The sequence below is a fragment of the Variovorax sp. GW821-FHT10B04 genome, assembly GCF_059415645.1.
Window position 1 is genome coordinate 1,009,091 of the sequence record NZ_JBWKNQ010000001.1, and the last position, 18,413, is coordinate 1,027,503.

19 protein-coding genes are annotated in these 18,413 nt (G+C 70.9%); 15 read left to right on the forward strand and 4 right to left on the reverse strand.

Features of this window, described 5'->3' with window-relative positions:
• Nucleotides 1-45 precede the first annotated feature (45 nt).
• From AC07PZ_RS04830 to AC07PZ_RS04845, 4 genes are all read right to left on the reverse strand, one after another.
• The gene (locus AC07PZ_RS04830; RefSeq protein ID WP_495293875.1) at nucleotides 46-1,098 is read right to left on the reverse strand and encodes a ketopantoate reductase family protein; all 1,053 of its coding nucleotides are present in this window, start codon (nucleotides 1,096-1,098) and stop codon (nucleotides 46-48) included.
• Nucleotides 1,099-1,145: 47 nt separating this feature from the next.
• Nucleotides 1,146-1,979, reverse strand: a complete 834-nt coding sequence (locus AC07PZ_RS04835) for an IclR family transcriptional regulator (protein WP_495293876.1) — start codon at nucleotides 1,977-1,979, stop codon at nucleotides 1,146-1,148.
• An 82-nt stretch (nucleotides 1,980-2,061) separates the two neighbouring features.
• Nucleotides 2,062-2,940: an amidohydrolase family protein gene (locus AC07PZ_RS04840; protein WP_495293877.1), complete on the reverse strand. Its 879-nt coding sequence runs from the start codon at nucleotides 2,938-2,940 to the stop codon at nucleotides 2,062-2,064.
• Between the two features lie 152 nt (nucleotides 2,941-3,092).
• Nucleotides 3,093-3,893, reverse strand: a complete 801-nt coding sequence (locus AC07PZ_RS04845; protein ID WP_495293878.1) for an IclR family transcriptional regulator — start codon at nucleotides 3,891-3,893, stop codon at nucleotides 3,093-3,095.
• A gap of 180 nt (nucleotides 3,894-4,073) precedes the next feature.
• On the opposite strand from AC07PZ_RS04845, the gene AC07PZ_RS04850 reads away from it, so the two are divergent.
• The 15 genes from AC07PZ_RS04850 (at nucleotide 4,074) to AC07PZ_RS04920 (ending at nucleotide 18,399) form a co-directional block, all read left to right on the forward strand.
• A complete protein-coding gene (locus AC07PZ_RS04850) occupies nucleotides 4,074-5,075 on the forward strand; it encodes a Bug family tripartite tricarboxylate transporter substrate binding protein (protein ID WP_495293879.1) in 1,002 nt (333 codons plus the stop codon).
• Complete coding sequence (locus AC07PZ_RS04855; RefSeq protein ID WP_495293880.1) at nucleotides 5,072-5,911, forward strand: SDR family NAD(P)-dependent oxidoreductase; 840 nt, start codon at nucleotides 5,072-5,074, stop codon at nucleotides 5,909-5,911. Before AC07PZ_RS04850 ends, AC07PZ_RS04855 begins: the two co-directional genes overlap by 4 nt.
• Nucleotides 5,912-5,915: 4 nt before the next feature.
• On the forward strand, nucleotides 5,916-7,067 hold the full coding sequence (locus tag AC07PZ_RS04860) for an acyl-CoA dehydrogenase family protein (RefSeq protein ID WP_495293881.1): 1,152 nt from the start codon (nucleotides 5,916-5,918) through the stop codon (nucleotides 7,065-7,067).
• Entirely contained in the window at nucleotides 7,064-8,023 is a 960-nt protein-coding gene (locus tag AC07PZ_RS04865; protein WP_495293882.1) for an acyl-CoA dehydrogenase family protein, read from the forward strand. Before AC07PZ_RS04860 ends, AC07PZ_RS04865 begins: the two co-directional genes overlap by 4 nt.
• Nucleotides 8,020-9,249 (forward strand): CaiB/BaiF CoA transferase family protein, encoded by a 1,230-nt coding sequence (locus AC07PZ_RS04870; RefSeq protein WP_495293883.1) that lies wholly within the window; start codon nucleotides 8,020-8,022, stop codon nucleotides 9,247-9,249. The genes AC07PZ_RS04865 and AC07PZ_RS04870 overlap by 4 nt, the downstream gene beginning before the upstream one ends.
• A gap of 9 nt (nucleotides 9,250-9,258) precedes the next feature.
• The gene (locus AC07PZ_RS04875) at nucleotides 9,259-10,089 is read left to right on the forward strand and encodes an enoyl-CoA hydratase/isomerase family protein (RefSeq protein ID WP_495293884.1); all 831 of its coding nucleotides are present in this window, start codon (nucleotides 9,259-9,261) and stop codon (nucleotides 10,087-10,089) included.
• Between the two features lie 257 nt (nucleotides 10,090-10,346).
• A complete protein-coding gene (locus AC07PZ_RS04880; protein ID WP_495293885.1) occupies nucleotides 10,347-11,573 on the forward strand; it encodes an ABC transporter substrate-binding protein in 1,227 nt (408 codons plus the stop codon).
• Nucleotides 11,573-12,451 (forward strand): HTD2 family dehydratase, encoded by an 879-nt coding sequence (locus tag AC07PZ_RS04885; RefSeq protein ID WP_495293886.1) that lies wholly within the window; start codon nucleotides 11,573-11,575, stop codon nucleotides 12,449-12,451. The genes AC07PZ_RS04880 and AC07PZ_RS04885 overlap by 1 nt, the downstream gene beginning before the upstream one ends.
• A gap of 2 nt (nucleotides 12,452-12,453) precedes the next feature.
• Complete coding sequence (locus tag AC07PZ_RS04890) at nucleotides 12,454-13,278, forward strand: HpcH/HpaI aldolase/citrate lyase family protein (RefSeq protein WP_495293887.1); 825 nt, start codon at nucleotides 12,454-12,456, stop codon at nucleotides 13,276-13,278.
• Nucleotides 13,279-13,331: 53 nt separating this feature from the next.
• Nucleotides 13,332-14,081 (forward strand): SDR family NAD(P)-dependent oxidoreductase, encoded by a 750-nt coding sequence (locus tag AC07PZ_RS04895; RefSeq protein WP_495293888.1) that lies wholly within the window; start codon nucleotides 13,332-13,334, stop codon nucleotides 14,079-14,081.
• Between the two features lies 1 nt (nucleotide 14,082).
• Complete coding sequence (locus AC07PZ_RS04900) at nucleotides 14,083-14,976, forward strand: NAD(P)-dependent oxidoreductase (protein WP_495293889.1); 894 nt, start codon at nucleotides 14,083-14,085, stop codon at nucleotides 14,974-14,976.
• 2 nt (nucleotides 14,977-14,978) lie between these two features.
• Nucleotides 14,979-15,875, forward strand: a complete 897-nt coding sequence (locus AC07PZ_RS04905) for a branched-chain amino acid ABC transporter permease (protein WP_495293890.1) — start codon at nucleotides 14,979-14,981, stop codon at nucleotides 15,873-15,875.
• Entirely contained in the window at nucleotides 15,868-16,860 is a 993-nt protein-coding gene (locus AC07PZ_RS04910; protein ID WP_495293891.1) for a branched-chain amino acid ABC transporter permease, read from the forward strand. Before AC07PZ_RS04905 ends, AC07PZ_RS04910 begins: the two co-directional genes overlap by 8 nt.
• Nucleotides 16,857-17,654, forward strand: coding sequence for an ABC transporter ATP-binding protein (locus tag AC07PZ_RS04915; protein WP_495293892.1), 798 nt, complete (start codon nucleotides 16,857-16,859; stop codon nucleotides 17,652-17,654). The genes AC07PZ_RS04910 and AC07PZ_RS04915 overlap by 4 nt, the downstream gene beginning before the upstream one ends.
• Nucleotides 17,647-18,399, forward strand: coding sequence for an ABC transporter ATP-binding protein (locus AC07PZ_RS04920; RefSeq protein ID WP_495293893.1), 753 nt, complete (start codon nucleotides 17,647-17,649; stop codon nucleotides 18,397-18,399). The genes AC07PZ_RS04915 and AC07PZ_RS04920 overlap by 8 nt, the downstream gene beginning before the upstream one ends.
• Nucleotides 18,400-18,413 lie beyond the last annotated feature (14 nt).

Sequence of the window (18,413 nt, forward strand, 5' to 3'; positions counted from 1 at the left end):
CATCCATTCGCCGGGCCGTCGCAATGCGGCGCCGGCGAATCCGTTTCAGGCGCAGATGTCCTGAAGCAGCGAAGGGCTCGGTGCCAGCTCACCCTTCTCGATGCGCTGGATGACCGCATTGACGCGCCGGTGAAAGCGCACGTCCACACCGACTTCCTCGCCGCGCCGCGCGACCAGGCCGTTGATGAATTCCGTCTCGGTGCGGCGGCCCTTGAGGATGTCCTGGCCCATCGACGGGCGCTGTGCATCGCTGCGCGAGTTCGCGACCTCCATGATCATCCGCGTGATGGCTTCGTGCGCGTCGGCGTCGTCGTCCGCACGCGCCAGCAGGTCGAGGTCGAGCCCGCCGACCGGCTCCAGCGACAGACCCAGCGCACGCCCGACGCGGATGCACGAGCTGCCGAGCCGGATGGTCAGTTCACGCGACAGGTCGTTCGTGTCGCGCTGCTTGCCGGTCATGCCGGTCAGCGCGCAGACGCCGTTGCGCATCGCGTTGATGGTGAGCTTGGACCAGCGCTCGCCCCACAGGTTCGACGTCACCTTGCAGGTGTCGCCGTGCGCCAGCAGCTCGGCCAGGCGCTGCGCCCGCGGCGTCAGCTGGCCATGCAGTTCGCCGATGCGCAGCCCCGCCTTCTTGTCGTCGCCGAGCGGCGAGTTCCGCACGATCCGGCCGGGCTCGACCAGCTCCGCGGCCAGCGCGCTCACCGAGCAGCCCAGCGTGCGGCCCCAGCCGGCGACCGCGGCGATCGTCTCTTCGTTGATGCCGTTCTGCATCGACACGACACAGCCGGTCGGCGCGAGATAGGGCAGCACGAGTTGCGTCGCCCAGGTGGTGTCGTACGACTTGACGGCGATGAAGGCCACGTCGAACGGCTTCTCGCGCACGAACTGCGACACGTCGCCGATGTGCAGCGCCCGCACCGGCGTGCGGACCGAGCCCGCGCCGTTCATGCCGGTCACGCTCAGGCCGTTGGCGCGCATCGCCTCGACGTGCGCCGGCCAGGCGTCGACCAGCGTGGCGTCGATGCCCGCCTGTGTCATGTGTGCGCCGATGTAGCCGCCCACGGCGCCGGCCCCGATGATGCATACCCGAGTCATTCACTTCTCCTTGGATGGGACTGCGCAGGCGGCAGGGGCCGCCCGCTTCACAGATGGAGCCTGCGTGCTTCCGCACCCAGGATGTCGGCCGCGGCGCACAGCTCGGCGTGCACGGCCGCCAGGCGTTCGGCGCCGTGCGGCGACGGTGTCTCCAGCAGGCACAGCGACGCGAAGGCGTCGCCCTGGCTGCCGCGCACCGGCACCGCGAACGCGTACACGCCCGGCACGACGTCGCCCAGGTTGACGCCGAAGCCGTGCCGGTCGGAGCGCTCGCGCATGCGCTGCAGCGCCGCCAGCCGGCCGGTGCCGCAGCGCGCGATCTCCTGCGCGACGTTGTCCAGCAGCACGGCGCGCACCGCGTCGGGCGCCAGCGTCTGCAGGATCGCGATGCCGCCGGCCGAGGTGAACAGCGGCCGGCGCGTGCCCGGGTAGAGCACCGAACCGGACAGCGCCACCGCACCGGCACGCACGCTGCAGACGTACTCGTTGCCGCTGCGCAGCAGCAGCACCGCGACGCTGTTCATGCGGCGCGCGAAGGCGGCCACGGCGGCCTCGGCGCTGGCCTGGAACTGGCGGTGGTCGGGCAGCGCGAGCCCGAGCTCGAACATCAGCGGGCCCGGCAGGTAATGGCGGTCGCTCGCGCGCTGGATCACCAGGCGCTCTTCGACCAGGCAGGCCAGCATCCGGTGCACGGTGGCGCGGTCGAGATGGCAGGCGGTCGCGAGGTCCGACAGGCGCCAGCCGAACTGCGGCCGCGCGGCGACCGTGCGCATCAGCTTGATGAGCCGGCCGAGGCTGCGCGTGCCGGGCCGCTCGCCTGCGGCGTCGGCAGTGGCATCGGCGGCGCGTGCCGCGAGGCTGTCGAGATGTTCGAGGTCCATGGACTTGTCTCCTTTTTCAGGGCCGTCGATGCGGCTTGTTCCAGGGTCTTGGGGCGGGCGGCGCGCAGGGCGCTCCGGGCGCTCAGGGATCGAAGCCGTACAGCCGCTGCGGATTGGCGACGAAGATCTTCTGCACGGTCGCGCCGTCCGATGCCCAGCGCTGCAGGGCATCGATCGCCGCGGCGAGGTCGACGTCGTAGGGCGGGCACACGTCTTCCGGCCGCGGCCTCACGCCGGGGCGTGGATGCGGCCAGTCGCTGCCCCACAGCATCCGCTCGGCGTTGCAGCCGATGAAGAGGCGGGTCAGCGCTTCCATGTCGGCGTAATCCGCTTGGTCGGAACAGCGATAGAGCGCGGAGAGCTTGACGTAGGCCTTGCCGTCCTCGACCAGCCGCAGCACCTCGGCCAGCCCCTCCTGCTTCAGGCCGAGCCGGGCCTGGGCGCCGGCGTAATGGTCGAACACCAGCGGCAGGCCGAGCGTGCCGAGCATCGCGCTGCACGCACCCAGCAAGGGCAGGTTCGCGAAGACCTGCATGTGCCAGCCGCGCGGCCCGATGCGGTCGGCGACGCTGCGCATCCAGGCCGTGGCCTTGACCGCGTCGTGTTCCGCATCGATCTCGAGATTGACGCGCACGCCGCGCACGCCGGCCGCGTGCATGGCGTCGAGCGCCGCGTCGGACGTGGCGTCGTCGATCACCGCGACGCCACGGGCGCGCTGCGGACCGAGCTCGCGCAATGCCTGCAATGTGGCGGCGTTGTCGAGCGCGTACACGCTGGGCTGGACGATCACGACGCGCGCGATGCCGAGCGCATCGTGCAGTGCGGCCAGGTCCTCGATCGAGGCCGGTGGCGGCGTGTAGCGGCGCGATGCCGCCAGCGGATATTCGCGCGCGTCCAGGAAGACGTGGGTGTGGCAGTCGCAGGAACCGGGCGGGAGCTGCGGTGAAGGTCTGTGGGGCATCGTCATGCGGCGTGTCGTTGCGGCGCAGGGCCGCGAGCTGTGTCGAGGACAAAGATACTCCGGGCCATCGCGCGAGGCAGTCGCCGCGGCGCCCGAATTTCATCGATTGAAATTCCGCTGGATGTCATGGCGAGGCTTTCATGGCGAGATCTTCAGGACGACGGCCGCAGGCCCTCGGCGAGCTCCTCGCGCATGATCTTCTTCCAGTCGGCGATGCTCGATTCGGTGACCACCGACGCGTGCGCGGCAATGCTCAACGCGAGTTGCGATGCGCCGCGCGCATCGGGAATGGCCAGGCCCATGCCGAAGCCCTGGGCCGCGACCGTGCCCTGGCTCATCGCGAAGCCGCTGCTGCGCGTGAGCGCGACCGCCTCGCGCAGGCTGTCCGCATTGATGCGGGGGTAGTTCCGCAGCCCCTGCTCGACCGCATGGATGACGTCTTCGACACCCTCGGGTTCGAGCGCCGCCAACAATGCCGTCGCACCCGCGCCCACGCCCAGCAGGCGCCGCTGGCCGACCTCCACCGGCACGAAGCGGATCGGGCCATGGCCATCGGCCTTGACCAGGCAGACGGCCTCGACGCCGCTGCGGCGCATCAGGTAGGCCGTGACACCGCTGCGCCGCGCCACCGCCTCGACCACCGGCCGCCAGCGCGCGATCTCCGCCGCGCTGGCGCCGGGCGCCATGCCCAGTTCATGCAGCAGCGGGCCGACGCGGTAGCGCTTGTCGGCCTCCTGCTGCGCGAGGATCGTTTCGGCCACCAGGCACTGGAGGATGCGGTGCGCCGTCGGCCGGGCCAGCGCATGCGCGCGTGCCAGGTCGGCCAGCGACGCGCCCGACGCACCCGCCTGCGCCACGCTGCGCAGGATGGCCGCGGCCCGGCGCAGCACCTGCGTGCCGTCACCCGCGCGCGGGCCGGCCGGCGTGGCGGCCGGCGACGAAGTCTTCACCATCTCTTGTTCCCCTGTTGCCCGTTTGACCACATTCTGGAATGGTCGGCCTGTGCTTTCCCCTAGCGGCGAAGACAGGGCGACCGGGGGACTCTACAGTGCGCACAGTCATTCCGAACAGAGACAAACACCAGTCCATATATTGGACTGATCGACAAGACTTCCGACAAGGAGAAGAGAGACATGGACATCGACCGATTCCAGGCGCCCGCACGGCGCCGCACCTGGCTGGCCCGCTTCGCCGCCACGGCGCTGGCGCTGGCCGCGGCGGGCGTGCAGCCGGCCTTCGCGCAGGCCAACGACTTCCCCAACCGCCCGATCAAGATGGTCGTGCCCTTCGGCGCCGGCGGCTCCGATGCGATGGCGCGTTCCTTCGCGGAAAAGCTGGGCGCGGTGCTCAAGCAGCCGGTGTTCGTGGAAAACCGCCCCGGCGCCGCCGCGCTGATCGGCGCCGAATACACCGCCGCCGCCGCACCCGACGGCTACACCATGATCTTCCTGGGCGGCGGCAGCCTCACGCCGGTGCTGCTGAAGGACCTGAAGTTCGACATCCAGAGACAGCTCAAGCCGGTGATCTGCCTGGCGCGCGGCGGCATGACCTTCATGGTCAACAGCAGCGTGCCCGCGAAGAACATGGACGAGTTCGTCAAGTACGCCAAGCAGAACCCCGGCAAGCTGAACTACTCGTACACCGCCGGCAGCATGGTGCTGAGCAACGAGATGCTCAAGTCCAAGCTGGGCTTCGACGCGACGGCGGTGCCGTACAAGGGCGCCGGCCAGGTGCTCACGGCGCTGATCAGCAACGAGATCCAGATGACGATCGACGTGCCGTTCAACTACCTGCCGATGATCAAGGACGGCAAGGTCCGGCCGCTGCTGCATGGCGGCCAGGAGCACTCGCCCTCGCTGCCCGAGGTGCCGACGCTGTCCGACATGGGCATCAACGACCTGATCTTCGCGGTGTCCTACGGCATCTGGGTGCCGGCCGGCACGCCCGACCCGATCGTCGCCAAGCTCAACGCGGCCTACAACGAAGTGCTGAAGGACGCCGACATCCGCGGGCGCCTGGTGCAGGCGTCGGTGGTGCCGGTGGGCGGGCCGCCGTCCGGGCAGTCCGAGCAGATCCGCATGGAACAGGACATGTGGGCGCGCTCGGCCCGCCAGATCGGCTACAAGCCCGAATGAACGCGGCCGGCATGTTCTCGCTCGCGGGCAAGACCGTCGTCGTCACGGGCGGCGCCAAGGGCATCGGCCTGGGCATCAGCCTGGCGATGGCACGCTGCGGTGCGCAGGTGGTGATCACCGGCCGCTCGGCCGACGCGCTGGACCAGGCCCGGACGCAGCTCGCGGCGGAAGGCGCACAGGTGCTGGCCGTGCAGGCCGACCTGACGCGCAGCGAAGACACGGCGCGCGTGGTCGAGCAGGCGCTCGCACGCTTCGGCCGCATCGACGGCTGGGTCAACAACGCGGGCAGTGCGCGCGCCGGGGACGTCGGCGCGCTGATCGACATCCGCGAGGACCAGTGGGACCGCGTGGTCGACCTGAACCTCAAGTGGACCTTCTTCGCGGCGCAGGCCGCGGCCCGCGCGATGAAGGGCGGCGGCGCCATCGTCAACATCACGTCGCGCAGCGCGTCGCATGCCAACCCGCGCACCGGCCACTACGGCGCGGCCAAGGCCGGCGTGGAGAACCTCACGCTGACCATGGCGGCCGAATGGGGCCATCTCGGCATCCGCGTGAACGCCGTGGCACCGGGCGTGGTGATGACGGACGAACTCGCCACCACGCTCAACACCGAGGCGCGCATCCGCCACCAGACCGAACTGGTGCCGCTGCAGCGCATCGGCCAGCCCGACGACGTCGGCCCGCTGTGCGCGTACCTGGTGTCGGACGCCTCGGCCTGGACCAGCGGCGCCGTGATCGCGGTGCACGGCGGCAGCCCGGTGCCGATGGGCTACGTCAGCTACATGCGGCAGGTCAACCGGCACATCGGCCCCATGGACGCACAGCGCCAGGAGTGAACACGTGAATTTCGAATGGTCGCCCGAGCAGGATGCGCTGCGGGCCAGGGTGCGCACGCTGCTGCGCGACGAACTGCCTCCGGACTGGGAAGACCTGTGCCGCCACGGCCCCGGATCGAAGGAGCAGACCGCGTTCTCGCTCGACTTCTGCCCGAAGCTCGCGGCGCAGGGCCTGCTGGTGCCGCACTGGCCGGTGGCGCACGGCGGACGGGCCGCGCCGCCGTGGGAGCACTTCATCATCGGCGAGGAACTGTGGGCGGCCGGCGAGCCGCGCGGCCCGCAGTACATGAACGTCAACTTCATCGGCATGACGATCATCCGCTTCGGCACGCCCGAGCAGCAGCAGCGCTATCTGCCCGAGATGGCCGCGGGCCGCATGGTCTGGTGCCAGGGCTTCTCGGAGCCATCGGCCGGATCGGACCTGGCCTCGCTGCGCACGCGCGCCGAGACCGTGGGCGACGACTACGTCATCAACGGCTCCAAGGTCTGGACTTCCTATGCAGGCCTGGCGCAGCACTGCTTCCTGCTGGCGCGCACCGGTGGCCCCGGCAAGGGCGGCATCGCGATCCTGCTGGTGCCGATGGACACGCCCGGCATCCACGTGCGATCGATCCCCTCGCTGATCGGCGACGGCGACATCCACGAGGTGTTCTTCGACAACGTGCGGGTGCCGCGTAGCACGCGGCTCGGCGAGGAAGGGCAGGCCTGGCCGATCATCGGCTACGCGCTGGCCAACGAGCGCGTGGGCATCGCGCGCTATGCGTTCTCGCGCCGCGTGCTCGACCAGATGGTGCGGCGGCTGCAGGCGCTGGGCGAGTTCGACAGCCCGGTCGTGCGCTCGCGCGCCGGCGCCGCGCTGGCGGCCTGCGAGGCGGCGCGCATGCTGGTCTACCGCGTGGTCGACCAGCGCTCGCGCGGGCTGCCGCCGAGTGCCGACGCGAGCCTGGCGCGCGTGGCCGTGGTCGCCGCCGACCACGCGGTCGCCGACTTCGGCCTCGACTTTCTCGGCGACACCTTCACCGGCCACGCCTTCCCGCTGCACCTGTCGCACCACGAGCGCGCGATCGCCGCCGGCATCGCCTCGGGCGCGGCCGAGATTCAGCTGAACCTGGTCGCCACCGACTACCTCGGACTGCCCCGGGAGCCCCGCGCATGAACTTCCAGCCCACCGAAGACCACGAGGCGCTGCTCGACGCCGTGCGCAAGATGGTGGCGCGCGAGCTCACGCGCCTGCCCACCGCACCCGTCCGCTTCGAGTACGCCACCGCCCTGCAGCAGCAGATCGCCGACGCCGGCTTCTTCGACTGCCTGGCGATCGACGAGCTCGGCCCCGTCGCGGCGGCCGCGATGGTGATGGAACTGTGCCGGCTGCCGCTGTGCCTGGAGATGGTCGCGTCGACCTTCATCGCGCCGCTGGCCTGCCCCGGCCGGCCCGGCCCGTTCGCGCTGGCCGGCGAGCGGCTCGACCGGCCGATCCGCTTCGCGCCCGTCGCCCGCACGCTGATCCGCCTGCGCGCGGGCCGCGTGGACGTGGCGCCGCTCGACGCCGGCGCCGTGGTGCCGATCGACAGCGTGTTCGCCTATCCGATGGGCCTGCTGCGCGATCCGTCCGCGCTGGCATGGACCTCGGTGGCCAGTACGGCCGATGCGGACGCCGCGACCCTGCAGCGCCTCTGGCGCCTGGGCAACGCGGCCGAACTGGTCGGCTGCCTGTCTGCCGGCCTCGACAGCGTGCTCGACCATGTGAAGGACCGCCGCCAGTTCGGCCGCCCCCTCGGCGCCTTCCAGGCCGTGCAGCACCGGCTCGCGGCCTGCGCCGCATCGGTCGAGAGCGCCCGCTGGCTGGTCTACCGCGCCGCCAGCACCGCCACCGAAGCCGACGCCGCCATGGCCGCCGGCTTCGCGCAGGACATCGCGACGAAGGTGGCCTACGACCTGCACCAGTTCATGGGCGCGATGGGGCTCACGCTGGAGCATCCGCTGCACCGCTGGACCTACCGCAGCAAGCTGCTGCGCACCGAACCCGACGGCGCCGCCGCGCATTTCTCGCAGCTCGCCGACGCTGCATGGCCCATTCACACAGAAGACACCCAAGCGGAGCTGCCGCAATGAAACGACTTCCACTGCAGGGCATCCAGGTGCTCGACCTCGGCCGCATCCTGGCCGCGCCGCTCGCGGCCCAATCGCTGGCCGACCTCGGCGCCGACGTCATCAAGGTCGAGCGGCCGGGACGCGGCGACGAAGCGCGCCGCTGGGGCCCGCCCTTCCTGAAGGATCTCGACGGCCAGGACACGCGCGAGTCGCCGATGTACCTCTGCGCCAACCGCAACAAGCGCTCCATCACCATCGACATGGCGAACGCGGAAGGGCAGGCGCTGATCCGCGAACTGGCCGCGCGCGCCGACGTGCTGATCGAGAACTTCAAGGTCGGCGACCTGAAGCGCTACGGCCTCGACTACGCGTCGCTGCGCGAGCTCAATCCGCGCCTGGTGTACTGCTCGGTCACCGGCTTCGGCCAGGACGGCCCGTACAGCAAGCTGCCCGGCTACGACACCGTGTTCCAGGCGATGAGCGGAATGATGAGCGTGACCGGCCTGCCCGACGGCGAGCCCGGCGGCGGCCCGATGAAGACCGGTCCGAGCCTGGCGGACTTCATGGCCGGCCAGTACGCGGTGTCGGCCATCGTGGCCGCGCTGTACGAGCGCGACACCTCGTCGGGCGAAGGCCAGCACATCGACATCGCGCTGCTGGACTGCACCATCGCCGCGCAGTCGCACTACGTGACCACCTACCTCGCGACCGGTTCGGTGCCACCGCGCCGCGGCACGCAGGGCAACGGCGGCCTGCCCTCGCAGGCCTTCGCCTGCGCCGACCGCGGGATCATCGTGATCTGCGGCACCGAAGCGCAGTACCGCACCTTCTGCGAGGTGTTGCGCCACCCCGAACTCGGCGACGACCCGCGCTTCGTCACCAACGCGCGGCGCCTCGAACATCGCGGCGAACTGACCGCCGTCTTCAACGCGCTGACCGCGCAGTGGCAGGCGGCCGAGCTGCTCGCCGCGCTGGAGGCGGCCGGCATTCCGTCCGGCCCGATCAACACCTACCCCGAGGTCTTCGCGAACCCGCAGGTGCAGCACCGCGGCATGGCGATCGAGATGCCGCACCCGACCGCCGGCACCGTGACCTTGTGCGCGAGTCCGATCCGCTTCACCGGCATCGCGCCGCCCGAGCCGGCAGCGCCGCCGCTGCTGGGGCAGCACACCGACGAGGTGCTGGGTGGCGTGCTCGGGCGCGATGCGTCCGCCATCCGCGCGCTGCGGGAACGCGGGATCGTCTAAGGCCGGACCATGGACGCGCCGTCCACACCCGCAGCGCACAGCGATCGGAGCCTGCTCTTCTCGGTGGAGGACGGCGTGGCGACGCTGGTGCTGAACCGGCCGAAATCGCTGAACGCGCTCGACGCCGGCCTGGTGGATGACATCGTCGATGCGCTCGGCCGCATCCGCGCCGATGCGTCGGTGCGCGCCGTGCTGCTGCGCGGCGCCGGCGAAGCCTTCTGCGCCGGCGGCGACGTGCGCGTGACGGCGTCGGCCGGCCCGCGCACGGCCGAACAGGGGCGCAGCACGCTGGAGCGCTTCCGCCGGCTGACGACCGAGCTGCATCAGCTCGACCGGCCGCTGGTCGCCGCGGTCGACGGCGTGGCCTACGGCGCCGGCTTCAGCCTGCTGCTGCTGGCCGACATCGTGCTGCTCAGCACGCGCGCGCGCCTGTGCATGGCCTTCCAGCGGGTCGGGCTGGTGCCGGACTGCGGCGCCCTCTTCACCTTGCCGCGGATCGTCGGCTTGCAGCGCGCCAAGGAACTGATGCTGTCGGGCCGCGAGATCGGTGCCGACGAAGCGCTCGCGATGGGCATCGCGATGGAGGTGCTGCCGCCATCGGCGCTGCACGAGCGCGCACGGCGCGTGGCGCTGAGCTTCGGCGGCGCGTCGCCGCTCGCGCTGTCGGCCACCAAGCGGGCGCTGAACGCATCGCTGCAGAGCGACCTGCAGACCATGCTGGAACTCGAGGCGTCGGCGCAGGGCATCGCGCTGTCGAGCGAATACGTGCGGAATGCATCGGCCCGCATCGCGGCCAAGGTGACGCCGGCCTTTGCCTGGCCGCGGCGCGAGTCTCCATAGACATCGGATCGGGTGGCCGGGAGGCCGGGGCCGGCGCAGCCCCCTCCGAAGGGACAGTGGACGGCCGTCAAGCGGTTGGGTTTCTCAAACAATGCATTCTTTTATGCATTCCATGCGCTGTTTCACGCTTTGAGATTGCGCCTCCTCGGCCATGGAAGACCCTTCATCTAGGGTTGTCCCGAGTTTCACGTGCGAATCACGAGATGCATGATGCATTCTTAATTCGAGATTCGCACCAACGGTAAAGGACATCGACCATGCCAACCACCCGAAGAATCCTGCTGAAAGCCGCCGGCGCCGCTGCGGCGACCAGCGTCGCCAGCTTCCACCTCCACGCCCAGCCTGCCCAAGCCGCTGAACCCGGCATCGACCGCGCCAGCCGCACGGTCACCGTCGGCGCCTTCACGCCCGTCACCGGCCCGGTGCCGTTCTACGCCACGCTGACGCACGCGGCCGATGCCTGCCTGCGCCATGTGTCCGAGACCGGCGCCATGGACGGCTGGAAGATCCGCTTCGTCACCTACGACGACGGCTACGAGCCAGCCCGCAGCGTGGCCGTCACCCGCCGCCTGGTCGAGGAAGACAAGGTGTTCTCGCTGGTGGCGTCGGTCGGCACGGCGCAGAACGTGGCGGTCATTCCCTATGCCCGTGAAGTCGGCCTGCCGATGCTCGGCCCGATCGGCGGCTCGCCCGCGCTGTTCGGCGAGAAGCTGGTGTTCCCGCTGCTGCCCGACTACGGCTGGTCGGCCGCATCCAACGTCGACTTTGCGCGCAACGTGCTCAAGCACGACCGCATCGCGCTGCTGTGGGAGAACGACGAGCTCGGCCGCTCGGCCCTGCGCGGCTTCGACACGTACATGAAGTCCGTCGGGCTGAGCGCGGTCGAGTCGATTCCGTTCGAGGTGCGCAGCACCGACTTCTCGGCGCACATGCGCCGCATCGGCAATGCGCGCGCGCAGGTGGTGGTGGTGTTCGGCTCCAACGCCAACCTGGCCGCGGCGCTCAAGTCGGCCGAGCGGCTGGGCGTGCAGGCCAAGTGGATGGCGCCCTTCTTCACGGCCGACCCGATCACGCAGAAGCTCGCGGGGCCGTTGCTGGAAGGCACCTACTTCTCGTCGTGGCTGCTGCCGGTGAGCTCCGACGAGCCCGACGTGGCCGCCTACCGCACGGCCGTGGCGAAGTACTACCCGAACGACCCGATCGGCGTCTTCGGCCTCAACGGCTGGAGCAACGCGGCGCTGTTCGTCGCGGGCTTCCGCATGCTGCTGGCCAGCGGCAAGCCGCTCACCCGCGAGAACCTGGTGGCGGTGATGGAGACCATGAACAACGCCACCGTCGGCGGCGCCAAGCAGGTGAGCTTCAAGTCGGGCGACCACCGCGGCGCGCGGCAGGAGGCGATCCTGCAGGCCAGCGGCGACGGCTTCAAGCTGGTGCAGGACTTCCGGCCGTACCCGGCCTCGGTCTTCAACGCGGCGCTCACCTGATGAGCGTCATCGACTCCACCACTGTGCCGGCCGTTGCCGGCGCCGAGGACTTTTCAGCCTGGATCGGCCGGGAAGAGCAGCACACGCAGCGCATCGACGCCGCGCACGTTGCCGCCATGGCCGCGACGCTGGACCTGGCGCAGTCGCCCGCCGAAGGCGACGCGCTGCCGCCGGGCTGGCAGTGGCTCTTCTTCAATCCGGTTGTGCGCCGCAGCGGGCTGGGCGATGACGGCCATCCGAAGCGCGGCGGCTTCCTGCCGCCGATCGCGCTACCGCGCCGCATGTGGGCCGGCAGCCGGCTGCGCTATCTCGCGGACGTGCCGGTCGGCGCGACGGCCACGCGCACCAGCCGCATCCTCAAGGTCGAGAACAAGACCGGCCGGCGCGGCCAGCTGTGGTTCGTGACGGTCGGTCACACGGTGCGTTGCGACGGCCGCGACTGCATCGTGGAAGAGCAGGACATCGTCTACCGCGAGGCGCCCGCGCCGGGCAGCGCGGCACCGACGCCCGAGCCCGCTCCCGCAGACGCCGAATGGCAGCGCGAGATCGCGCCCGACACCACACTGCTGTTCCGCTATTCGGCGCTGACCTTCAACGGCCATCGCATCCACTACGACGCGCCCTATGCGCGCGAGGTGGAAGGCTACCCGGCACTCGTGGTACATGGCCCGCTGACCGCGACGCTGCTGCAGGACTTCGCACTGAGCTGCCGACCCGGCAGCCGGCTGGCGGCCTTCGACTTCCGCGGCGCGATGCCGCTGCACGTCGACGCGCCCTTCACGCTGCAGGCCGGCACGCAGGCCGACGGCACGCTCAAGCTGTGGGCGCGCAGCCCCGCGGGCGGCCTGGCGATGACGGCGAACGCGACACTGGCATGAGCATGTCCAGCACCTCCGCCGGATCCACGCAGGCCCGCGTGGGCAAGAGCTATCTCTTCGTGCCGGGCGACCGGCCCGAGCGCTTCGCCAAGGCCGCGGCCAGCGGTGCCGATCGCATCATCATCGACCTCGAGGACGCCGTCGCACCGGACAACAAGCCGGCGGCGCGCGCCGCGGCGCTGGCATGGCTGCAGAGCGGCGCACCCGCGATGGTCCGCATCAACGGCTGCGACACGCCCTGGTTCCAGGACGACCTGCGCATGCTCGAGGACTTCGCCGCCGCCGGCCTGATGGTGCCGAAGGCCGATGCCGATGTGATGGCCGCCGTCGTGGCCGAAGTGCCGCGTGCCGAGCTGGTGGCTTTGGTCGAGACCGTCGCCGGCTGGGCGAGCGCGCGCCAGATCCTCGCGACCGGCCCGACCGTGCGCCTGGCGTTCGGCAACATCGATTTCGCGCTCGACTCGGGCCTGGCCGATGGCGACGACACGCTCGCCGCAGTGCGCGCCGCGCTGGTGCTGGAGTCGCGCCTGGCCGGCAAGCCCGCACCCATCGACGGCGTGAGCCTGGAGCTGACCGACGCCGAAGTCATCGCGCGCCACGCGCAGCAATCGAAGCGCTGGGGCTTCGGCGGCAAGCTCTGCATCCACCCGCGGCAGGTCGACGCCGTGAACCTCGCCTTCCGCCCCTCGCCGCAGGACTGCGACTGGGCGCGCCGCGTGCTCGACGCCGCCGCCGCCAGCGCAGGCGCCGCCGTCGCGCTCGACGGAAAGATGATCGACCGCCCCGTGATCGAACGGGCGCGCCGCATTCTGGCCGAGGCCGGCTAGCGCTCGCGCACGGCCTCCGCACCACCCTTTTCAACCTATCAAGGAGACACACCATGGCATTGCATCTGAGCGGTCCGTCCACACTGGAAGGGCGCACCGTCCTCATCACCGGTGGCACCGGCGGCATGGGCCGCGCCATCGCCACCAATTTCGCAGCCGCGGGCGCGCGCGTGGTGGCGACCGACATCGCCGAGCACGCCGACGTCGGCCCCGGCGTCGCCTATCTGCGCTACGACGTGACCTCGCGCGACGAGACCGATGCGGTGGTCGAGCAGGTGACGCACACGCATGGCCCGATCGACATCCTGGTGCTGTGCGCCGGCACCATCTCGCGCACGCCGCTGGGCGACAGCACCGACGAGGAATGGGACAGCATCTTCGACGTGAACGTGCGCGGCGTGGTCAACCCGACGCGCAAGCTGTTTCCGCAGATGGTGGAGCGCGGCTTCGGCAAGATCCTGGCCTGCGGCTCGATCGCGGCGAAGAACGGCGGCGTCGCCTCGGGACCGGCCTACGTGTCGGCCAAGTCGGCGGTGCACGGCCTGATGCGCTGGATCGCCAAGGCCGGCGCGCCGCACGGCGTGTATGCCAACACCCTCGCACCCGGGCCGGTCGAGACCGCCATGTGGGCGAAGGTCACCAACAACCAGGCACCGGCCGCCTCGGCCGCGACCGGCGTGCCGCTGGGCCGCTGGGGCAATGCCGACGACATCGCGCAGGCGGCGCTGTTCCTGTGCTCGCCCGCATCGAACTGGATCACGGGTACCTCGCTGGATGTCAGCGGCGGCATGTGGATGGATTGAGATGAGCACGACCATTGGATTCATCGGCCTGGGCGTCATGGGCAGCGGCATGTGCCGCAACATCGCGCTGAAACACGACGGCCCGGTGATCGCCTACGACGCCAACCCCGCCGCCGCGTCCTTCCTCGAAGGCACGCCCGCCGTGCTCGCGGCCTCGGTGGCCGAGGTCGCGGCCCGCGCCGACATCGTCTGCCTCTCGCTGCCCGGCGACGCGCAGGTGCGGCAGGTCTGCTGCGGCGACAACGGCCTGGCCGTGCAGCCGCGCCGGCCGCAGGTCATCGTCGATCTCAGCACCACGTCGGTGGCCGGCGCGCGCGCCATCGCCGCCGAGCTGGCCGCGCACGACATCGCCTTCGCCGATGCGCCGGTGGCGCGCACCCGCGAGGCCGCACAGCGCGGCGAGCTCAGCATCATGGTCGGCGCCGACGCGGCGCTGTTCGCGCGCATCGAGCCTGTACTGCGCTACATGGGCACCGACGTCACGCACTGCGGCGAGGTCGGCTGCGGCCAGGTCGTGAAGCTGGTCAACAACGCACTGGTCGCCGAACACGTGGTCGCGCTGGCCGAGATGATGGTGGTCAGCGAACGCGCGGGCGTGAAGCCGGCGGTGCTGCTCGACGCGGTGTCCAAGGGCTCCGGCGACAGCTTCGTGCTGCGCAACCACGGCCGCAAGGCCATGCTGCCGCGCGAGTTCCCGGACCGCGCCTTTCCGCCGGAGTACATGGTCAAGGACATCTCGTACGTGCTCGCGCTGGCCGACGAGATGCGCGTGCCCGCGCGCGTGGCGGAGCTCGCCAAGCGCTACTACGAGGCCGCGTCGACGCGAGGCTTCTCGGGTCGCTACTTCCCGGTGGTGATCGACCTGATCGATCAGGGCATCGGCATCCCAGACTGACCATGCAGACCACCTCCTGGCTCTCCGACCTGCTGGCCCTGCTGTGGACAGGCACCGTCAGCGGCTGCCTGTATGCGCTGGGCGCGATGGGCATCGTGCTCATCTACAAGAGCTCGCGCGTCGTAAACTTCGCGCACGGCAACATGGCGGGCCTGTCGGCCTTCCTGGTGTTCGGCCTGGCCGGCGGCGGGCTGGCGCAGCTGCCCTGGGGCGTGGCCGTGCTGTGCTCGCTCGGGCTGCTCGCGCTGCTGGCGCTGGTCGCCTATGTGCTGATCGCGCCGCTGGTGTTCCGCTCCGACCTGACCAGCACGATCGCGACGCTGGGCGTCGGGCTGATCATTCAGGGCGCGACGCAGCTGGTCTTCGGCTCCGACGTGGTCAACCTCGATTTGCCGCTGCCGCGCTGGTCGGCGCAGTGGGGACCGGTGCGCGTGACCGCCTACGACGTGTGCGTGCTCGGCGCGACCGCGCTGCTGATCGGCACGCTCTACCTGGTGATCGACCGCACGCGCGTCGGCGTGGCGTTCCGCGCGGTGGCCGCCAACCCGTTCGCGTCGCGCGTGTGCGGACTGAGCCTGCGCCAGCTGCACGCGATGTCGTGGGCCGCGGCGGCGCTGCTGGGCGTGGTCAGCGCGCTGCTGATCGTGCCGACGACCTTCCTGTCGTCCACCACCGTGAGCTCCTTCATGCTGCAGGCCTTCGCGGCGGCGGTGATCGGCGGCTTCACCAGCCTGCCGGGTGCCGTGCTGGGCGGCATCTTCATCGGCATCCTGACCAACCTGCTGTCCTTCTACGTCGCGGCGGAATTCAACAACAGCTTCCTGCTGGTGTCGATGCTCGCCCTGCTCATCCTGCGTCCGCAGGGCCTCTTGTCCCGGAGTGCCATCAGCCGTGCCTGAAACCACATCCCTCTCGCTGCCCCGCGCAGCCGCCAACGAGGCGCCACGGGCCGCCGAGAAGCCCGCGCGCCAGATCCCCTGGCAGCGCGCGGCCAACGTGCTGGCGCTGCTCGTGCTGCTGGTCGTGCCCGCGCTCACCGGTGGCTTCTGGACCTATGCGCTGGGCGTGTGCTTCGCCAATGCGATCGCCGTGCTGTCGGTGAGCTTCCTGGTGCGCTATTCGGGCGAGGTGTCGCTCGGCCATGGCGTGTTCGTCGCGGCCGGCGCCTACACCGCCGCCCTGCTCGAACGGCACCTGCACTGGCCGGTGCTGGCCAGCCTGCCCCTGGCGGCGCTGGTGGGCGCGGCGCTGGCGGCGGCCTTCGCCTGGCCCTCGCGCCGGCTGTCGGGCATCTACCTGGCGGTGGTCACGATGGCGCTGGCGCTCGCGCTGCCCGAAGTGCTGCTGCACTTCTCGGCCTGGACCGGCGGCTTCGAGGGCCTGAACGTGAAGCTCGACACGCTGCCGGCCATGCCCGCCGGACTGCAGCGCTATTACGTGCCGCTGGCCGTGCTGTGCGGCGTCGGCGCGGCGCTGCACCTGTTCCGGCGTTCGCGCCAGGGCATCGGCCTGCTGCTGATGCGCACGTCGGTGCATGCGGCCGAATCGTTCGGCCTGTCGCGCAGCAGCGCCCGCGTCTGCGCCATGGCCGCCAGCGGCGGTATCGCCGGCATCGCCGGTGCGATGCTGGCCTTCAGCACCTCGACGGTCGGCCCGAGCAGCTTCACGCTCTGGACCTCGATCTTCCTGCTCGTCGGATCGGTGGTCAGCCTCTATGTGCTCACCGCCTTCGCCGGGCTGGTCGGTGCGCTCTTCCTCACCGCGGTGCCGCTGGTCTTCGCGAGTGCCGGCGCCTGGGTGCCGATCCTCTACGGCGCGGCGCTGCTGCTGACCGTGCTCGCGGCCAACGTGCTGCCGGGCTGGCTCGGGCGGGGCAAGCCATGAGCGCCGCGGTGGCCACCGCGGTGCCGACGCCGGCACCGCTGCATGTCGAAGGCCTGTCGCTGCGCTTCGGCGGCATCCACGTACTCGAGGGGCTGAACGCGACCTTCGAGCCCGGCCGCATCACCGGGCTGATCGGGCCCAACGGCGCGGGCAAGACGAGCTTCTTCAACTGCCTGACCGGCCTCTACCTGCCGCAGGAAGGGCGCATCCGCCTGGGCGGTACCGCCGTCGGCCACCTGCCGCCCAACCGGCGCGCGATGCTCGGCTTTGCGCGCAGCTTCCAGCACGTCGCGCTGTGCCCGGAACTCAGTTGCGTGGAGAACGTGATGGCCGGCATGCAGCGCCATGCGCGCGCCGGCTGGCTGTCGGCCTTCCTGCCATTTCCGGCCGCCGGCGCCGAGCGCGAGGCACATCGCGAACTCGCGCGCCAGGCCCTGGACCGGGTGGGCGCCGGCAAGGCGGCCGACGCGCTGCCGGCCGAACTGCCGCCCGGCATGCTGCGGCTGGTGGAGATCGCGCGTGCCATCGTCGGCAAGCCGCAGGTGCTGCTGCTGGACGAACCCGCCGCCGGCTTGAATTCCGCCGAGACCGCCGAGCTTGCGGCGGTGCTGTTGCGGCTGCGCCAGCCCGACCTGGTGCTGCTGGTGGTGGAACACGACATGGACCTGATCATGGGCATCTGCGACACCATCCACGTGCTGAGCGCCGGCCGCATGCTGGCGCACGGCACGCCGGCCGACATCCGCGCCAACCCCGAGGTCGTGCGCGTCTATCTGGGAGACGAGGATGTTTGACGCACTGCTGTCCACCCAGGGCCTGTCGGTGCGCTACGGCGCGACCGTGGCGCTGCACGGCGCCGATCTTTCCGTTGCACGCGCCGGCGTGTCGGCGCTGCTGGGTGCCAACGGCGCAGGCAAGTCGAGCACGCTGAAGGCGATCGCCGGGCTGGCGCCGGCCGGCGGCGCGATCCGTTTCGACGGCCAGGACATCAGCCGCTGGGACAACCGGCGCCGCTACCGCGCCGGCATCGTCTACGTGCCCGAAGGCCGCGAGATCGTGCCCGACCTGAGCGTCGCCGAGAACCTGCTGCTCGGCGGCTACTTCGCCAGCGGCCGCGAACGCACGACGCGGCGCGACATGGTGCTGGCCTTCTTCCCCGAGATCGCGAGCCGCCTGCACAGCCCGGCTGGGCTGATGAGCGGCGGCGAGCAGCAGATGCTGGCCATCGGCCGCGCGCTGATGTCGGGCCCGCGGCTGCTGCTGCTCGACGAGCCGTCCCTGGGCCTGGCGCCGCAACTGGTGGTGCGCGTGTTCGAGCGGCTCGCCGCCATCCAGCGCGAGCAGTCGCTGTCGGCGCTGCTGGTGGAGCAGAGCTTCCCGATGGCGGCGCGGCTGGCCGACCATGCGTGGTTCATGCGGCACGGCGAGATCACGGGCGAATTCACCGGCGACGAGATGCGCAGCGGCGGTGCCCGCGAACGCGCCACCAGCGCCTACCTGGGCGCGCATGCGGCACCACAGGCCGCGGCCATCGCCTGACCGACACGAGGAGA

What these genes read in the sequence shown, in the direction of transcription:
- AC07PZ_RS04830 (WP_495293875.1), bottom strand. Translation starts at nt 1,098, where the DNA reads ATGACTCGGGTATGCATCATCGGGGCCGGCGCCGTGGGCGGCTACATC.
- AC07PZ_RS04835 (WP_495293876.1), bottom strand. Translation starts at nt 1,979, where the DNA reads ATGGACCTCGAACATCTCGACAGCCTCGCGGCACGCGCCGCCGATGCC.
- AC07PZ_RS04840 (WP_495293877.1), bottom strand. Translation starts at nt 2,940, where the DNA reads ATGCCCCACAGACCTTCACCGCAGCTCCCGCCCGGTTCCTGCGACTGC.
- AC07PZ_RS04845 (WP_495293878.1), bottom strand. Translation starts at nt 3,893, where the DNA reads ATGGTGAAGACTTCGTCGCCGGCCGCCACGCCGGCCGGCCCGCGCGCG.
- AC07PZ_RS04850 (WP_495293879.1), top strand. Translation starts at nt 4,074, where the DNA reads ATGGACATCGACCGATTCCAGGCGCCCGCACGGCGCCGCACCTGGCTG.
- AC07PZ_RS04855 (WP_495293880.1), top strand. Translation starts at nt 5,072, where the DNA reads ATGAACGCGGCCGGCATGTTCTCGCTCGCGGGCAAGACCGTCGTCGTC.
- AC07PZ_RS04865 (WP_495293882.1), top strand. Translation starts at nt 7,064, where the DNA reads ATGAACTTCCAGCCCACCGAAGACCACGAGGCGCTGCTCGACGCCGTG.
- AC07PZ_RS04870 (WP_495293883.1), top strand. Translation starts at nt 8,020, where the DNA reads ATGAAACGACTTCCACTGCAGGGCATCCAGGTGCTCGACCTCGGCCGC.
- AC07PZ_RS04875 (WP_495293884.1), top strand. Translation starts at nt 9,259, where the DNA reads ATGGACGCGCCGTCCACACCCGCAGCGCACAGCGATCGGAGCCTGCTC.
- AC07PZ_RS04880 (WP_495293885.1), top strand. Translation starts at nt 10,347, where the DNA reads ATGCCAACCACCCGAAGAATCCTGCTGAAAGCCGCCGGCGCCGCTGCG.
- AC07PZ_RS04885 (WP_495293886.1), top strand. Translation starts at nt 11,573, where the DNA reads ATGAGCGTCATCGACTCCACCACTGTGCCGGCCGTTGCCGGCGCCGAG.
- AC07PZ_RS04890 (WP_495293887.1), top strand. Translation starts at nt 12,454, where the DNA reads ATGTCCAGCACCTCCGCCGGATCCACGCAGGCCCGCGTGGGCAAGAGC.
- AC07PZ_RS04895 (WP_495293888.1), top strand. Translation starts at nt 13,332, where the DNA reads ATGGCATTGCATCTGAGCGGTCCGTCCACACTGGAAGGGCGCACCGTC.
- AC07PZ_RS04900 (WP_495293889.1), top strand. Translation starts at nt 14,083, where the DNA reads ATGAGCACGACCATTGGATTCATCGGCCTGGGCGTCATGGGCAGCGGC.
- AC07PZ_RS04905 (WP_495293890.1), top strand. Translation starts at nt 14,979, where the DNA reads ATGCAGACCACCTCCTGGCTCTCCGACCTGCTGGCCCTGCTGTGGACA.
- AC07PZ_RS04915 (WP_495293892.1), top strand. Translation starts at nt 16,857, where the DNA reads ATGAGCGCCGCGGTGGCCACCGCGGTGCCGACGCCGGCACCGCTGCAT.
- AC07PZ_RS04920 (WP_495293893.1), top strand. Translation starts at nt 17,647, where the DNA reads ATGTTTGACGCACTGCTGTCCACCCAGGGCCTGTCGGTGCGCTACGGC.